This window comes from Bacteroides coprosuis (genome assembly GCF_020741705.1).
In the GTDB taxonomy this organism is placed as follows: Bacteria; Bacteroidota; Bacteroidia; order Bacteroidales; family Bacteroidaceae; genus Bacteroides_E; species Bacteroides_E coprosuis.
In genome coordinates this window covers 1-16,148 of sequence record NZ_DYYK01000146.1, presented here as the reverse complement: position 1 = coordinate 16,148, position 16,148 = coordinate 1, and the positions used below count along the sequence as shown (strand labels likewise).

Sequence of the window (16,148 nt, the reverse complement as noted above, 5' to 3'; positions counted from 1 at the left end):
TATGGATTCCATAGTATTCAGTTTCAGCTAACTATTGATACTATTATTTGTGGGGCGTAAAGGACTACAAAAAACAGAATATATTGTGTTAATTAACTTTGTTTAATATTTGATAGGGCTTTGGATTGGTTCATTTCGTATCTTCTTATACTCTAAGTAAGAATTAGATATATGCCTAAATGATTTATATAAAGGACATGACTTTTGTGAGGTCTTTTGAAAAAATAATAAGGCGGAAAGAGAATGGTGTGATTGTATATCATTAATATAGTATCTATAAAGTCTAAAGTAAGCCGAGTAGCAGACTTCAATTATTTCCCTCCCCCTCTTAACGCCGATAAGACAGCCCCTCTGACAGCGACATGAGTTCGTCTTGTCGGTGTCAGAGGGGTGGGATGCCTTTGAGCAAAATTGCTATATTCGTATTTTTATGAGCTACGCTCGCTCTAAGAGAGATGCTTATTGTAGCGGTTTCTTCTTTGGTCTAAATACTTTGCAGTTTCCAAGAACAAGCCGTTGGGCCTTGTTAATACGTAGGTGTGGTAATCTCTATCTAGTAGGGCATCGAGCCAGTCGTCAATATCTCTTACATATTTGATGATTACGTAAATAAAGTAAACTTCGTTGATAAACAGGCCATTGGGATGCTTCTCCATATACTCTTCTAAGCTGGATAGCTCAGGATTCTTATTTACTTTTAGGAAGGCATTTAAGTCACTTTTCCCTTTTTTGGAAAGTATTGTTTTTAGCTCAGACTTCAAGATGCTCTTTATATTAAAATCTTTGCATAATTTTCGAGTTTCTTCTAGAATTGATAATGTATTTTTTTGTGCAAAGTAATTAATATAGAAGTCTTCTAGTTGGCAAATAATGACAAGTTCTTCTCGTATCTTATCGATATTAATAGGTGATTGCTCTATGGATTTCTGATAGATATGGATTGAAAGATTAGTTAATTTATCCCATAACACTATGAAGAGTTCTTCACCCAAAAATTCAAATGAACTAGGGATGGGATTACCAGCATTTGAGTCGGTTTTGAAGAAGATATATCTTCCATATAGAAGATAGATAAGCTCACTATTTTCCTTTATAAAATCGAGCCAACCTTGAGGTGTTTCTAACGATTTAATATTTACGTAAAAAAGGGTTTCTAGTAGATTATCCTTTTCAGCCATTAAGCTATTTTGAACTTTGTCGTTGGCACGGATAGACTGTTTGCGTAAGCTATGGAGCTGCTTTAAAACTTGTTGATTGTCTGTTAGAGTACTAGCTAGTGTAGTTAGTGACTCTGGCCACAGGTAGGTGTAGTAAGTGGTTTCATCACTTTCTCTTTTTATATCACGAGCCAACTTAAGCATTTTTTTGACAACAGAAGTTTCATCCGTTGTGGCTGTTAAGGTAAATACATGTTCGTTGTAAATATGAATACCTTCTAAAAATTTATCTTCAAATTTGAGGACCATAGTGTTGGATGTTATTTCGAAATGGAATTTAGTTATTTCTTCTGATATAACACTTTATTTCATCAATTTGTTATGAACAAAAAAGTTGAGTTCCCTTCTCTAAATTAGAGATGGCTGGTATTTTACTTTAACTTATTCTATTCAAACTGAAAGAGATAAGTTTTGATGAGTTGGTTAATAATGAAATTAATGTTTATCTTAATCTTTCAAAGGGGGTTATATCTTATTGAATTGAAAAAGCTGTAACTCTATTAAAAATATATAGCAATGAGTAAGCATGAATATCAGATTATGATGTTGGGAGATTCTCTCATCGAGTGGGGAGATTGGTCTTTACTTTTGGATCGAAATGATGTGTTAAATGCCGGTAGAAGTGGTTATACTTCAGCAGAGGTAAAAGATTTCCTAAACCAAATTCTACAAGATAATGCAGTGAGATATTGTTTTATGATGTCGGGAATCAACGACTTGTTCCATGGCATTTCTGTTGATGATGTACTCTATAATCAACTTGATATGTTGCAAATGTTAAGAGCTCATCATATCAAACCCGTTGTATTGCTTACCCTCTATGTGCACAATGATGCCCAAATCAATACTCAAGTACAAGAATTGAATAAGAAGATGTTTGAACATTGTACGATCCATGGAATACCGACACTCAACTTAAACCACTTTTTGAGTGATGATTTGGGGCTAAAATCGGAATATACCGAAGATGGAGTGCATTTATCTTCACGAGCTTATTCTGTGTGGTCTAGAGTGATGCAAGAATATCTCGAGCAAACTTTGTAAGAACTACTTATCCTCTTTCTTTTTCTCTTAGTTCAATAACTTTAGATGTATATCCTATTCACGCTTAAAGGTGAGTAGGCAGCCGATATATTGCATTCCCTCTGTGAGTGAAATCAGATTTTCTAGGAAGAAATTGATCTTTACCTAATTGCCAATGAGAGAGCAGCAAAGCTGTTTCAACGAATTATTCTGTATGGGACTTGTCATAAAGGATTCACCGGAAGTCCACAATTTACCTTACCTTTGTATCATTCAAATAGGTAATTAAAGATTGTAATGGATAAAAATATACTACGTTTAGCAATCCCCAATATCATATCCAATATTACCGTTCCTTTACTGGGAATGATTGATATGTTTATTGTGGGGCATCTCAGTTCAGAATTATTTATTGGAGCTATAGCGATAGCGGTGATGATATTTAATTTGATGTACTGGAGCTTCTCCTTTTTACGAATGGGTACGAGTGGATTCACAGCTCAGGCTTATGGTGCCAAAAATCACAAAGAAGTAGTCAATATCTTACTTCGTTCTTTGTCTGTCGCTTTCATAGGAAGTGCTTTGATACTTATCTTTCAGTACTTTATACTTCAAGTAGCTTTGTTCTTTATTCAGGGTAGCCCTGAGGTGATGAATCTGGCATCGGAGTATTTTCAGATCTATGTTTGGGCTGCCCCTGCTGTTTTGGGGATGTATGCCTTTACAGGTTGGTTTGTGGGTTTGCAAGATGCCAAAACACCTATGTATGTGGCTATCTCTGTAAATATTATCAATATTGTATGTAGCTTATTCTTTGTGTTTGTCCTCAAGTGGGAGTTGAAAGGAGTCGCTTTGGGTTCAGCAATAGCACAGATATCGGGCTTCCTAATCTGCTTACTGGTAGCCCTCAGCAAATATAAAAACCTACGCCAGTATGTTGGTTGGGGATTTATTGAAAAACTATCCGACTTGAGTGCATTCTTTAAAGTAAATAGCAATATCTTTTTGAGAACACTGTGTATCATCATTGTGAGTACATTCTTTACCTCAGCCTCTGCCAAGTTTGGAGATACAACACTCGCAGTAAATAGCTTGATGATGCAACTCTTTATCTTGTTCTCTTATATGATGGATGGCTTTGCCTATGCAGCAGAGGCGCTGACGGGTAGATTTGTAGGAGAAAGAAATACGGAGTCTTTACGACTTTTAGTGAAGCGGCTTTTTGTGTGGGGCATTCGTTTAACAATGGGCTTTACTATCCTTTACCTTGTATTCTCCAAAGGAATTCTTGGATTGCTTACCGATAAAGAAAGTGTATTGCAGATGGCAGACGACTATATCGGTTGGGTACTATTGATACCGATAGCTGGTTTCTCAGCCTTTCTATGGGATGGCATATTCATTGGGATGACAGCTTCCAAGCAGATGCGCGACACTATGTTTATAGCGATGCTCTCGTTTTTTGCGATCTATTACGGTACGAAAGGGTTTCTTGCCAACGATGGCTTATGGTTTGCCTTTATCTTTTACTTAGCCATGAGGGGCGTAGTACAAGCTTTGATCTTCAGAAAGATTAAACATAGAGTGGGGTTGTAAAATAAGAAATGTGGTTTAGGTGTTGAAAAGGATACTTAAAATAAAAAAGCAGAGCCAGTTCAAAATAGAACTAGCTCTGCTTTTTTTGTTATAGAGAGTTTAGATTCTTCTATTCTAAACCTAAAGTCATTTTACAAATAGCAATTTCTTTTTGATCTCCTGTATTCTTACCATGAACATCTGATAGTTTGACGGCACGGTGATATGCTCCTTTTGGAGAACTCTTTACATTCGTTATTTTGATAACCATATTCAGAGGTTTGGCACCAACGTCGTTGCTAAAGAACGTACCTATGCCATAGGTGTCGTGCATCTTATTACCCACATATTCTTTGATGCGTTTTACCATATCAATATTCAGAGAATCGCTAAACACAATGGTTTTCGATTCTGGATCAATTCTATTTTCCTTGTAGAATTGTAGAGTCTTATTAATAAATTCAAAGGGGTCTCCACTATCCCAGCGTAACCCATCAAATAGTTTGGCTTGCTTTAAACTGAATGATTCGAAGAATGAATCGGTTGTGTAAGTATCTGTCAAAGTAATACCTAAGCTACCACCAAATACCTCTACCCATGCCTCAAGAGCTTTCATATTTGCAGCGCGATAGCCAAATAAAGCCCCATGATACATAAACCATTCGTGTGGCATAGTACCAATAGGAGTAGTATCGTGCTTCATAGCGAGGTAGATATTACTTGTTCCTTTAAAATACTCCTTAGAGTGCTCTTTTAGGCATTTTACAACTCTATCTTGTACTTCAAAAGAGAATCTTCTTCGGGTTCCAAACTCAGAGTAATCGGCTTTGATTTCTGCTAGATTTTTAGCCTTGGCAATAGCTCTTTCTTCTACATCATGAGGAATCGTATTGGTCATCTGGAAGTAAAGTTCTGAAATGATGGCCATCAAAGGCACTTCCCACAGTACAGTTCGGTACCAATATCCCTCTACAACCACCGATAATTCCCCCTCTTCATTTTGCGAGATGTTCACTTCGTTGGGATCATACTGATATCCCTCTAGAAAGTCGATGAATACAGGATCGAAAAAGTAACATTTTTTCTCTATGTAACGTTTCTCGTCTTTGGTCATTTTCAGATTTACCATGTGAGCTACTTCTGCTTTCATCTTCTCAGCAAATCCTTTCGGGAAATGATTATTGCCTCTATTTATGAATTCATATTTAACATACGACCATGGGTATAATCTCTGTATGGCATACATGACAGAGAATTTATAGAGGTCATTATCTGTAAAGTAATTTATAATCATATTCTTTATTCTTATGCATAGTTTTGAAACCGCTTCTTCTCGTAGTAGAATTTAAGATACGCAAATACTTCCTCTTTTTCAATGCAGAATCATTTATTTGTAGCTCTCTTACGGTTTGGACTTGCAAAATTATATAATTTATAATGTAAAATAAAGAATTCACCCTCTTTAATGCAGAAACACAACCTCAATAGTGTTTTGCGCAACAAATGGAATGCAATTTAGGGCTTGGAAGATTCGGAATAGTTGTAGATTGTAAGGCTATTTTAATTTTATAGGTATGGAAGTATTTTAGTACTTCTATTAAAGGCGAAATCAACAAATTTGTTTTATTTTAGAGTAGATTAAATCGTTCAACCCCACAAACAAATACCCTATGAGAAGAACACTTAAACTAATCCTTGTTTCCTTATCCTTTTTAGCACTTGTAGTTTTGTTTTTGCTAACTATCTTTTGGTTTAGAAATAGAGCTTTTTTGGGTAATCCCGAAGAAGAGTTTATGGGTTATCTAGATCAAAATCAATTTGATTTCAATAGTCAGAAATTCGTAAAGGGTGATAAACTGCCTTTCTTTAATAGCGATTTTTACCAGAATGATATTGTGCTATTGGGTGAAATTCATGGTTATGCCGATGTGCAAGAAATAGATGAAGCCTTATTTATCCATCTCAACAAGACTAAAGGTACTCGAACTTATCTCATTGAGTTAGATGAAGCTGGAGCAGCTCAATTAAATAAATACTTATCTACTAGCCCTAAAGACAATGCCCTCTTAGAGAGTGTCGTGTTAAAGCTTCGAGAGGTAGTTCCTCAGCAGGCTGGAAAGCAATGGATACAGAAGTGGAGCAATCTCTATGATTACAATTTGAGCCTTCCCACATCTGCCAAGATAAAAGTGGTAGGATTGGATTGGGCTGAACACCAAAAGGGACAAGGCTTGTCTAGAGATGAGATAATGGTCGAAAACTTTAAACAGGCTATACAGAATGAGGGGTTGGTAGGAGAGAGCTTCTATGGGTTCTTCGGTTTAATGCATGTATTGCAAGAGAAACTTCCCAATTCGGACTACTCATACCTGGCTGCCCGATTAAAAAAGGAGGGATATACCCTTTCAAGCATTGTCTGTTTAGATGTTGAGAGCGAAGTGTATCTGCCCGCCAATGACATTATGCCCATTACCCCTAAAGATGGAAAGACAAAACTGATGTCTATGAACGGTCCTATTATTCTACTGAAGGGGGTGCTCGATTTTATGGCAATTACTCAGCCCCATTCTATCACCCTATTTAATCTGAATAGATCTTATTCTCCCTATCGAGTAAAGGGCATTGAAAAACTACACGTACGCATTAACTTTATCGGTAGTGATATTCAAATGGTTTCCAAAGAGCATTGTCCGACAGATTTCACTCAATACATTGTCTTTATGCGTGGGGCAAAACCAATAACTCCCCTAAATGAATGATATGGACGTGCAGAAAAATATTCTGTCTTTTACTCTACTTTGAACAAAATAGACTCTAAAAGCCTTATTATGAGTATTACGAAATGAGAAGATGAGCTTATTCTTAGGTTGAGAATGGATAGAGTCGTTTTATAGATCTCATTTTGATTCACAAAATCTTATAATAATGGAGAAGTTTATAAAAAGAAATTTAATAACAATACTAGGTGTACTAGTAGGTGCCCTGGGAGGTTATTTATATTGGAGATTTGTAGGTTGTGATTCGGGTACTTGTGCCATCACATCTAGCCCTCTCAATAGTACTATTTATGGAGCGATAATGGGTGGATTGGTATTCTCTCTTTTTAAAAAGAGAGAGAAGAAGGATAAAGATTAACCCCTCTCTATTTTAGATAGAAATAAATCTGTATAACCCGTTGTAGATGGTGTATGTACTACTTCTTAATAGGTTTATAGATTTATTCTATGGAGTGATAGATTTTATCTGTTTGATGTCAATTCTTTTCACTCTATCTTTGTCATACTAGAAAAGAGAATTATAACAATAACTCACTTTACTAGCATAGTTTATACACACAATAAAGGACTAAACACTGTTTAAAGCATGTTTAGTCCTTCTCTATTTATAAAAAAATCAGCTTTTTATTTTGCTGGATTAGGGTTGCAGCAATAGATGCATCCGTTTACTTTTTCGAAATGCTGTTTAGCAGCCTCTAGTGCCTCTTGACTCGTTTCAAAATCTCCCAAGTAGATTCGTTTGGGCGAGTCGGGAATCCAAAGGCATCGAGAGGCATGCACCTGATGTGATCCCGAAGATTGTACCTCTTTATTTACAAAATATTTCATAATCTAGTTTGTTAGTGTTCTTTATCAATAATCCCTTTATAAATCTAGCAGGAAAGATAATTATAAAAAAGAAAAAGAAGTACAAAATGAAGATTATAATAGGGAATTGAAACTTCTTTTGGAGAATAGGCTGAGTCTTGCTGTGGTATTGGTTTGTGCCTAAGCCACAAAGTAAAAAAGGTATGTTGCGCAACATACCTTTTCTGATTATATCCTTTTTTATTAATAGTAACTATCTACGGGGGATGAAGCAAGGAATGCAGCTGTTAGAGTACCCCAGAATGCTATCATTAAGACGAATCCAATAGCCATAAAGATTAGCGATGCTTTTGCCCAGTTGGCTTTGCTCTTGGGAGTGCTACTGCTAAAACTCCATACAAATAACATAATAATATTGACTAGTGGAATAATCATAATTAGCATCGTTACGATCCAATTACCTATGCTCACAACCATTCTATTGTCGGGCATAAATTGTTCTTGGTCCATCATTTGTTGTCCTTCCATTTTCTTTTTGTTTAAGTTTATACAAGTATTACGAATATAAATTAAAAAATCTTAATTGTCAATTAATAAAGGATATTTGATGGTCTATTCTGTAAATAATTATCTTTTTAATATTATTCCATTAAATTGTATTGCAAAAAAATAGTTGATTAATTCTTGTAAATAGCCATGGATAGGGGGTGAGGAGCTAGAAAAGAATAACCCCAGTCGAAAAAATCAACTGGGGCTACATTAAATATATAAAAGTTTGTGTTCTAAATAAGAAGCAATTACTAAATTATAAAAATAATTTATAATCTAGAGCTTTCAGCCTCAGTATTTAATTCTACTGATTCTTCTGATGTGTAATTGGGAGTAAAATCATTGGCTGAGTTATCTTTAACCCACACTGCAAAAATGCTGAAGAGTAAGATAAAAAAAGTGTACCCACAGCCTTTTTCATTTCTGAAATAGTTAATTCATTCATAGGTTGCTTCGTTTTGTGGAGGCAAAGGTAGGTATAATATTAGATAGAGTCTAGGTGATATCCATATTCTTGCATTAAATTACACTTAAATCTTAAAATATACGTTAATGATGCATGAATAGAGTATATATATGTATTTTTTTGTATAAATATCTATAGGATAGTCTTTTGTCTTTCGATGGGTACTAAAAAGATTACTTTCTAAAATGAATCTTCTTTAGTCTTAAAAGTCTGACTTTCATTAAAAAACTTCCTTTTAAAATTGGAAATACAATAAATAGCTATACATTTGCGATTATAGCAATCAGAAAAATATGAATCAACTGGTACTAAATAATAATTGGTGGCGCTTACGTCTATATCGAAATAGAGGTGAGTCGGATTCATATTGCTATACTTTTTATAGAATAATAGATTAATACATTATTATATCTTTTTAGCAAGCCTGTCGTAACTCACGACAGGCTTTTTTTATGTCAAAAAATAAGATTATGGAAAAATTCAAGATTGATGAACAAGGTTATTATGGAGAATTTGGCGGTGCCTATATCCCCGAAATTCTGCATCAGAATGTAGAAGATTTACAGAACTCTTATCTGCAAATACTGAATGATCCTTCGTTCCAAGCAGAATATCAGTTGCTGCTGAAAGATTATGTGGGCAGACCATCTCCTTTGTACCTATCTCCCAAATTGAGTAAAAAGTATGGTTGTAAAATCTTCTTAAAGCGGGAAGATTTGAATCATACGGGAGCACACAAAATCAATAATGCCCTTGGGCAGGTACTGTTGGCACAGCGAATGGGCAAAACACGTATTATTGCCGAAACGGGAGCAGGACAACATGGCATAGCTACAGCCACTGTATGTGCCTTAATGGGTATGCCTTGCACGGTGTACATGGGGGCTACCGATGTAGAACGTCAGAGTGTGAACGTAGAAAAGATGATTATGTTGGGAGCTAAAGTTGTGTCTGTGTATAGTGGAAATCAGACTTTAAAAGATGCTACCAATGAAGCCATACGCGACTGGTGCTCTCATCCTCAAGATACGCATTATGTAATCGGTTCTACCGTAGGTCCACATCCTTACCCCGATATGGTAGCTCGTTTACAATCTATCATTAGCAAAGAAGCTCGTGAACAGTTGTTGGAACAAGAAGGAACAGAGAAGCCCGATTATGTGGTGGCTTGCGTAGGTGGAGGAAGTAATGCCGCTGGAATGATTTACAACTTTCTTGACGATGAAGAAGTACAGATTTACTTAGCTGAGGCTGGAGGAAAGGGTGCCGATACTCCTTATACAGCTGCAACAATACATTGTGGAACTTTGGGCGTTATTCATGGCAGTAAAACTTTGCTGATGCAGACAGCCGATGGCCAGGTAATTGAACCTTATTCTATTTCAGCAGGATTAGATTACCCCGGTATTGGTCCGATGCATGCCTATCTATCGCAAATAGGAAGAACCCATGTACTTTCTATTAATGATGATGAGGCTATGAATGCTGCTCTCTTTTTAACTCGCCAAGAGGGGATTATTCCTGCTATTGAGTCCTCTCATGCCCTTGCTGCTCTAAAATACATCTCTTTTAAACCAACAGATCGAGTGATTGTGTGCTTGTCGGGAAGAGGAGATAAAGATTTAAATACCTACCTAAACTATTTTAAGAATGAAAACTAAAATCAATATTCGTACCACCCATTTATTGGCAGATATGGATACCCCCGTGAGCCTTTACTTGAAGGTGAGAGATTTGTATCCCAAGTCGGCTCTACTAGAGAGTTCCGATTATCACGGAAGTGAAAACAGTATGTCAATTATAGGGGTGCTTCCTTTGGCAGAATTTAAAGTAGAAAACGGATTGATTCATCAGTCTTTCTGTAACGAAGAAATGGAGCCGATAAGTGTGGAAAAATCTGATGTCCTAAAAGAACTGAATCATTTTATCCAGAGCTTTGAGATTCTCAACCCACAAGAAGGGCTAGTCAATGGAGTTCTAGGATATATGGGGCATGAAGCTGTCAATTACTTTTATTCCTTTCCACAACTGGCTTCTCAGGAGCAACCCGACAATAAGAAAGTACCCGAACTTTATTATCTTTTCTATCAGTTTTTAATCGTTATCAATCCCCATAAGAATGAATTAATATTAGTTGAAAACTGTCCAGCAGGAGAGGAGTCGCAAACCGAAGAGCTGCTTCAAATTTTGCAAAACAGAGGTATCCCCTCATACCAGTTTGATATAGAGGGAGAGGAGGTTTCTACCATTTCGGATGCTGAACACCAGCGTGAGGTAGAAAAAGCAATTCAATTGACTCAGAGTGGGGAGCTAGATCAAATTGTAGTGTCGAGAGGGTTCTCTCAATCTTTTCAGGGCGACGAGTTTATGGTTTATCGTTCACTGCGCTCTATCAACCCTTCTCCTTATTTGTTTTACTTTGACTTTGGTTCATTTCGCATTTTTGGTTCATCTCCCGAAACGCATTGCAAAGTGGTGCAAGGGAAAGCAACCATCGACCCCATAGCAGGAACTTACTTTCGTACTGGCGATGATAAAAAAGACCAAGAGCTCGCCAAATGTCTTCTCGAAGATGAAAAGGAAATTACCGAACATGATATGCTGGTAGATTATGCTACTCAAGATTTGCAAGAACACTGCACAGATGTTCATGTAGAGTTTTATAAGCAAGTACAGTTTTACTCTCATGTGATCCATCTTGTTTCTCGAGTTTCTGGATACGTAGATCCTTCTGTCAATACACTTCAAATACTGGCACATACCTTCCCTGCTGGTACACTTGTGGGTTCCCCCAAACTCAAAGCGCTTTCGGCCTTAACGGGCTTAGAAAAACAGAAAAGAGGCTTTTATGGTGGGTGTATTGGCTATATCGGTTTGAATGGAGATCTCACACAAGCCATTACCATTCGAACCTTCTTGAGTAAGCACAATACATTGTACTATCAAGCAGGTGGAGGAATCGTGGCTCAATCTCAACCTCAGCGAGAGGTGCAAGAGGTTAAGAGTAAATTACAAGCCTTAAAAGCGGCTATTCATTATGCTAAACTTATAAAAAGATGAAACAGATTCTATTAAAACTATATGATGAGGATACGTTAAACCGTGATGAAGCCATTGAGGTAATAGATATTTTGGCTCAGGGAAAGATGAATGATGCTTCGCTGGCATCTCTGATCTCCGTTTTTCAAATGCGTCCTATTACCATTGATGAATTTTTAGGTTTTACCGAGGGTATGCTTCGACACAAACAAGACCTAAGTCGTTTGCAATCTTATGATCCTATTGATATTGTAGGAACGGGTGGAGATGGCAAAAACACCTTTAATATATCGACACTCGCTTGTTTTACCGTTGCTGCTGCGGGATATAAAGTTGCCAAACATGGTAATTATGGAGTGAGTTCTGTGAGTGGGGCTTCTACCGTGATGGAGCAGCTGGGCATCCGATTTACCTCCGATAGTTCTCGCTTAGAGCGTTCGCTAGATGCGTGTAATATAACATTTCTGCATGCTCCTCTCTTTAATACAGGTATGAAGGCTGCTGGCAAGGTACGCAAAGAACTCGGTACACGTACGTTTTTCAATATGCTGGGTCCTGTGATTAATCCCATTCAAAATAAGAAAATACTTCTAGGGGTTTACAATCTTAAAATGGCACGTCTCTACCAATATATGTATCAGCACACCGATGTAGATTTTGCTCTGGTGCATTCTCTTGATGGATACGATGAAATATCTCTCACAAGTGATTTTAAAGTAGTAGATCGAAAAAAAGAATCTATTATTCATCCACAAGATATCGGCTTTGAGAAATTACGTCAAGAGGCTCTCTATGGGGGATCGACACCTCAAGAAGCAGCACAAATCTTTGTGAATGTGATTCAAAATAAAGCAACTTTAGCACAAAAACAAGCCGTCGTAGTTAATGCCGCTTATGGCATTCAGCTGATTGAGAAGAAACCTTTGCAAGAGTGCATTGCTGAGGCTCAAAGGGCTATGGAGAGTGGAGCTTTACAGCAAACGTTTGAAAAATTTAGAACCTTAAATAGTTGAGAGGATGGATAATATATTAACACAGATACTTGTTGAAAAGCAGAAGACTGTTGCTATGCAAAAGGAAGTAGTTCCTGTGGCTACCCTCGAGAAAGACATCTCTATTCATGGGCATCAAGGAAGACTGAAAGCAGCTCTTCAACAGTCTTCGCTGGGTATTATAGCCGAGTTTAAAAGAAAATCTCCCTCATTGGGCTGGATACAAAAAGAGGCTCGTATAGATGAGATTATACCTCGCTATGAGAGTATGGGGGTAAGTGCTTTGTCTATCCTTACCGATACTCCTTTCTTTGGAGGAAAACCTAGTGATTTGTTGCAAGCTAGGGAGTTAACCGATTTGCCCATTCTTCGAAAAGATTTTATTATCGACGAATATCAGGTATTGGAGACCTCTGCATGGGGTGCCGATGCTATTCTCTTGATAGCGGCTGCTTTGCCCCTAGATAAGTTGAAGAACTTAGCCCGTTTGGCAAAAGAGTTGGGTTTAAATACATTGCTCGAAGTTCATCATGAAGCCGAATTGGAATATATCCATGAGAATATTGATGTAGTAGGGATTAATAATAGAAACCTCAGCACTTTTCATACTGATATTCAAACATCACTGAATTTAGTAAGCCAACTGCCTCCAGAGATGGTTAAGATTTCGGAGAGTGGCATACAATCTGTGGAGGTGCTTATGAATTTAAGAGAAAAAGGTTTTCAAGGTTTTTTAATGGGAGAGGCACTGATGAAGGAGTTAATACCAACACAAAAGTGGATCTCTTTAAACCATATCGAAGTATGAAAATCAAAGTTTGTGGATTGACAGATCCTGCAAATATAGCAGAAGTTGCCCAGTTGGGTGTTGATTATTTAGGATTCATCTTTTACTCGAAGTCCAAGCGATATTGTACTCTACATAAAGAAATTATACCTAGTACTTTATCTAAAAGAGTGGGTGTGTTTGTCAATGCTTCTCTCGATGAAGTACAATCTGACATTCAGAGGTGCCAACTAGATGCGATCCAATTGCATGGAGAGGAATCTCAGTCGTATATATTCTCTCTTCGGGAACAAAACAAAGAGGTAGAAATCATAAAAGCCATCTCTGTTTCCGATGAATCCTCTATCCGTCAAGCCCATCAGTACACTACCTGTGCAGATTATCTACTGTTTGATACAGCTTCTCATTTGCGGGGAGGGAGTGGAAAGAAATTTGATTGGACCTTGCTCGATAAATATCAGGGCGATTTAGCCTTTTTTATCAGTGGAGGGATAGAGGTAGAAGATGCCCCAGTTCTACAAAGCTGGAATCATCCACTTCTTTATGGTATCGACTTAAATAGTCGGTTTGAAACTCGTCCAGGCATCAAAGATATTAATTTGTTAAACACCTTTATTAAAACACTTTATCATGAATAGAATCAATCAATTGTTTAAGGATAAAAAGAGAAATATCACTTCTATTTATTTCACAGCTGGATACCCTCATTTGGAAGATACTGTGCCTACATTATTAGCTTTAGAAAAGCAAGGAGTCGATTTAGTTGAAATAGGTATTCCGTTTTCAGATCCCATTGCCGATGGTCCTGTTATTCAACAAAGTAGTATGCAGGCACTCCAAAATGGAATGTCACTTTCCAAACTTTTCAGTCAGTTACAAGGAATAAGGGAGAAAATACATATTCCACTTCTCTTTATGGGGTATTTCAATGCGATATTGCAATATGGGTTTGAGGAGTTTTGCCAGTCTTGTCGGGCTGTAGGAGTTGATGGTGTTATCATTCCCGATTTGCCTTTTGAAGAATACGAAAAAGTGTATAAACCCATTGTAGAGCGTTACGACCTCTCTTTTATTCTGCTAATTACACCCGAAACTTCCGAAAAAAGAATCCGAGCTATTGATGCTGCCACTCATGGGTTTATCTATATGGTATCTTCGGCTTCTACTACAGGTACACAAGCTACTTTCAATTTATCCAAAATAGAGTATTTTAAACGCATAAGGAGTTTGAATTTAAAGAATCCTTGCCTGATCGGTTTTGGTATCTCCAATAAATCCACCCTCGAAGATGCTTTTGAATACGCACAAGGGGCGATCATCGGTAGTAAATTCATTAGTTTGCTAAGTACAGAGAAATCTCCCGACGATTCTATTTCAGAATTATACAAATCTCTCAACGAGATATGAAGAGCAAAAAGATGACTTATCTACCCATAGGCGATAAGTCATCTTTTTTTAGATGCAGCTATCTATATTAATTCATTTAAAATGGAATTTTATACATGGAATAAAGGTTTTAAAGGAAGAGCTATATTTTGACACCGACAAGAGAATGACATGACACCGACATATTGATGTTTTAACACCGATCCAACCCTCTTTTGACACCGACGCAGAAAATGAGTGCTTTTCAATACATATTTATACAAATAAAAAACTTTCTCTTTTTATATAATCCATCTCTTTTTTATAACTATTTTAGAAGAATTGTTGACACTTCTCTCCGAACAAAACAGGAGATAATCGAGTTTTAATAGACTTATAGAAAAAAGACCTTAAAACCATAGCTTATTTAAAACCAACAAATTATGAATAGTTCAAACGAATATGAGCATTATAAAAAGCCAAAAGGAGACAATTCTATCTTGGCTTTACTGTTTATCATTATAGGTGTACTCTTTCTTCTACGAAATATGGGCATATTGTCCTACTCAGTAACCCATTTTGTATTCTCGTGGCAGATGCTACTTATCGCCTTAGGGGTATGGAGTATTTCTAAGAAGCAAAATACTTCGGGTGCCATACTAATAGGTTTGGGTGCTATTTTTCTTATTCCTAAACTAGATCTATTCTTCCCAGACTTAAATCTCCGTTTGATCACCCGAAACACTTGGCCTATCTTCCTCATTGGTTTTGGGATTTATCTGTATTTTAGCAATTCTAGTTATAAAAAAGATAAGCGTAAAGAGTTTGAGAAAAAATACGGAACAGCATTTAATAAGGAAAACTCATCTGGTTCCAGTTCTACAGATGGAGCTGAGAACCAAAAGGCAGAAGAAGAGAGTCAGACAAGCCATACTCAATCTAGCTCTAATCAATCAGAAGACAGTACAGATTTCTTGAGTGAAGACTTTATCTTTAGTTCTACATTTCGACATATCCTTTCTCAAAATATAGTAGGGGGAGATATTCGTGTTGTCTTTGGGCAGGTGATATTTGATTTGCGAGGTGCTCAATTAAAAAACAACAAAGTCATTATTGATGCTGATATTGTGTTTGGAAACGCGGTTTTCTATGTCCCAAATCATTGGAAGGTAATCATAAATAGCCAATCTGTTCTAGGAAGTTTTTCGGATAAGAGGTTCTATTCCTTTCATAAAACCGAATCAACGGAGAAAGCTCCAACCTTAATTATTACAGGTAGTTGTGTGTTTGGTAGTGGTGAAATAAAAAGCTAATCCATCACTTCAAGTCCAACCATCAATAGATAGAATAGGGTGTTTTATACGCAAGTATAGGATACCCTTTTTGTATTTATACTGTTGTGTAAAGAAAGTCTGTATCCGTTACAACCCCCATCTTTACTACATTTTAATTCTATTCTAATCTCATTTTAATATCTCAGCTCTACTTTTGTGTGTGCAAAACAAATACACCAATGAGATATAAGATTCTAGCGTTTATAGGGCTCCTCCA

At 36.9% G+C, this 16,148-nt stretch carries 16 protein-coding genes; 11 read left to right on the top strand and 5 right to left on the bottom strand.

All coding sequences use genetic code 11. The features are described 5' to 3' along the window. Positions 1 to 446: 446 nt before the first annotated feature. Positions 447 to 1,466: a hypothetical protein gene (locus K8V80_RS09005; RefSeq protein ID WP_276777192.1), complete on the bottom strand. Its 1,020-nt coding sequence runs from the start codon at positions 1,464 to 1,466 to the stop codon at positions 447 to 449. Positions 1,467 to 1,733: 267 nt separating this feature from the next. On the opposite strand from K8V80_RS09005, the gene K8V80_RS09000 reads away from it, so the two are divergent. Together K8V80_RS09000 and K8V80_RS08995 are read left to right on the top strand one after the other, a co-directional pair. Next, positions 1,734 to 2,261 (top strand): GDSL-type esterase/lipase family protein, encoded by a 528-nt coding sequence (locus K8V80_RS09000; RefSeq protein WP_006745168.1) that lies wholly within the window; start codon positions 1,734 to 1,736, stop codon positions 2,259 to 2,261. A 276-nt stretch (positions 2,262 to 2,537) separates the two neighbouring features. Further along, complete coding sequence (locus tag K8V80_RS08995; RefSeq protein WP_276777190.1) at positions 2,538 to 3,836, top strand: MATE family efflux transporter; 1,299 nt, start codon at positions 2,538 to 2,540, stop codon at positions 3,834 to 3,836. Between the two features lie 109 nt (positions 3,837 to 3,945). Here K8V80_RS08995 and pncB read toward each other — a convergent pair whose 3' ends face one another. Beyond that, entirely contained in the window at positions 3,946 to 5,109 is a 1,164-nt protein-coding gene (pncB, locus tag K8V80_RS08990; protein WP_276777187.1) for a nicotinate phosphoribosyltransferase, read from the bottom strand. A gap of 376 nt (positions 5,110 to 5,485) precedes the next feature. Here pncB and K8V80_RS08985 point away from each other — a divergent pair, with 376 nt between their 5' ends. Next, positions 5,486 to 6,574 (top strand): hypothetical protein, encoded by a 1,089-nt coding sequence (locus tag K8V80_RS08985; RefSeq protein WP_276777185.1) that lies wholly within the window; start codon positions 5,486 to 5,488, stop codon positions 6,572 to 6,574. 166 nt (positions 6,575 to 6,740) lie between these two features. Beyond that, positions 6,741 to 6,950 (top strand): DUF6132 family protein, encoded by a 210-nt coding sequence (locus tag K8V80_RS08980; protein WP_006745164.1) that lies wholly within the window; start codon positions 6,741 to 6,743, stop codon positions 6,948 to 6,950. 266 nt (positions 6,951 to 7,216) lie between these two features. Here the strand turns inward: K8V80_RS08980 and K8V80_RS08975 are convergent, their stop codons facing one another. From K8V80_RS08975 to K8V80_RS08965, 3 genes are all read right to left on the bottom strand, one after another. Continuing rightward, on the bottom strand, positions 7,217 to 7,420 hold the full coding sequence (locus tag K8V80_RS08975; protein WP_006745163.1) for a hypothetical protein: 204 nt from the start codon (positions 7,418 to 7,420) through the stop codon (positions 7,217 to 7,219). Positions 7,421 to 7,642: 222 nt separating this feature from the next. Then, complete coding sequence (locus tag K8V80_RS08970) at positions 7,643 to 7,927, bottom strand: hypothetical protein (protein ID WP_006745162.1); 285 nt, start codon at positions 7,925 to 7,927, stop codon at positions 7,643 to 7,645. A 325-nt stretch (positions 7,928 to 8,252) separates the two neighbouring features. Next, on the bottom strand, positions 8,253 to 8,393 hold the full coding sequence (locus K8V80_RS08965; protein WP_276777180.1) for a hypothetical protein: 141 nt from the start codon (positions 8,391 to 8,393) through the stop codon (positions 8,253 to 8,255). Positions 8,394 to 8,884: 491 nt separating this feature from the next. Here K8V80_RS08965 and trpB point away from each other — a divergent pair, with 491 nt between their 5' ends. The 7 genes from trpB (at position 8,885) to K8V80_RS08930 (ending at position 15,910) form a co-directional block, all read left to right on the top strand. Further along, entirely contained in the window at positions 8,885 to 10,075 is a 1,191-nt protein-coding gene (gene trpB, locus K8V80_RS08960) for a tryptophan synthase subunit beta (protein WP_006745159.1), read from the top strand. Continuing rightward, complete coding sequence (locus K8V80_RS08955; protein ID WP_276777176.1) at positions 10,065 to 11,474, top strand: anthranilate synthase component I family protein; 1,410 nt, start codon at positions 10,065 to 10,067, stop codon at positions 11,472 to 11,474. The genes trpB and K8V80_RS08955 overlap by 11 nt, the downstream gene beginning before the upstream one ends. Then, positions 11,471 to 12,466, top strand: a complete 996-nt coding sequence (gene trpD / locus K8V80_RS08950; protein ID WP_276777173.1) for an anthranilate phosphoribosyltransferase — start codon at positions 11,471 to 11,473, stop codon at positions 12,464 to 12,466. The genes K8V80_RS08955 and trpD overlap by 4 nt, the downstream gene beginning before the upstream one ends. A 4-nt stretch (positions 12,467 to 12,470) precedes the next feature. After that, the gene (gene trpC / locus K8V80_RS08945; RefSeq protein ID WP_276777171.1) at positions 12,471 to 13,253 is read left to right on the top strand and encodes an indole-3-glycerol phosphate synthase TrpC; all 783 of its coding nucleotides are present in this window, start codon (positions 12,471 to 12,473) and stop codon (positions 13,251 to 13,253) included. Beyond that, positions 13,250 to 13,870, top strand: coding sequence for a phosphoribosylanthranilate isomerase (locus K8V80_RS08940; protein ID WP_276777168.1), 621 nt, complete (start codon positions 13,250 to 13,252; stop codon positions 13,868 to 13,870). The genes trpC and K8V80_RS08940 overlap by 4 nt, the downstream gene beginning before the upstream one ends. Beyond that, complete coding sequence (trpA, locus tag K8V80_RS08935) at positions 13,863 to 14,639, top strand: tryptophan synthase subunit alpha (protein ID WP_276777165.1); 777 nt, start codon at positions 13,863 to 13,865, stop codon at positions 14,637 to 14,639. The genes K8V80_RS08940 and trpA overlap by 8 nt, the downstream gene beginning before the upstream one ends. Before the next feature lie 401 nt (positions 14,640 to 15,040). Beyond that, positions 15,041 to 15,910 (top strand): LiaF transmembrane domain-containing protein, encoded by an 870-nt coding sequence (locus K8V80_RS08930; RefSeq protein ID WP_276777162.1) that lies wholly within the window; start codon positions 15,041 to 15,043, stop codon positions 15,908 to 15,910. Positions 15,911 to 16,148: the final 238 nt, after the last annotated feature.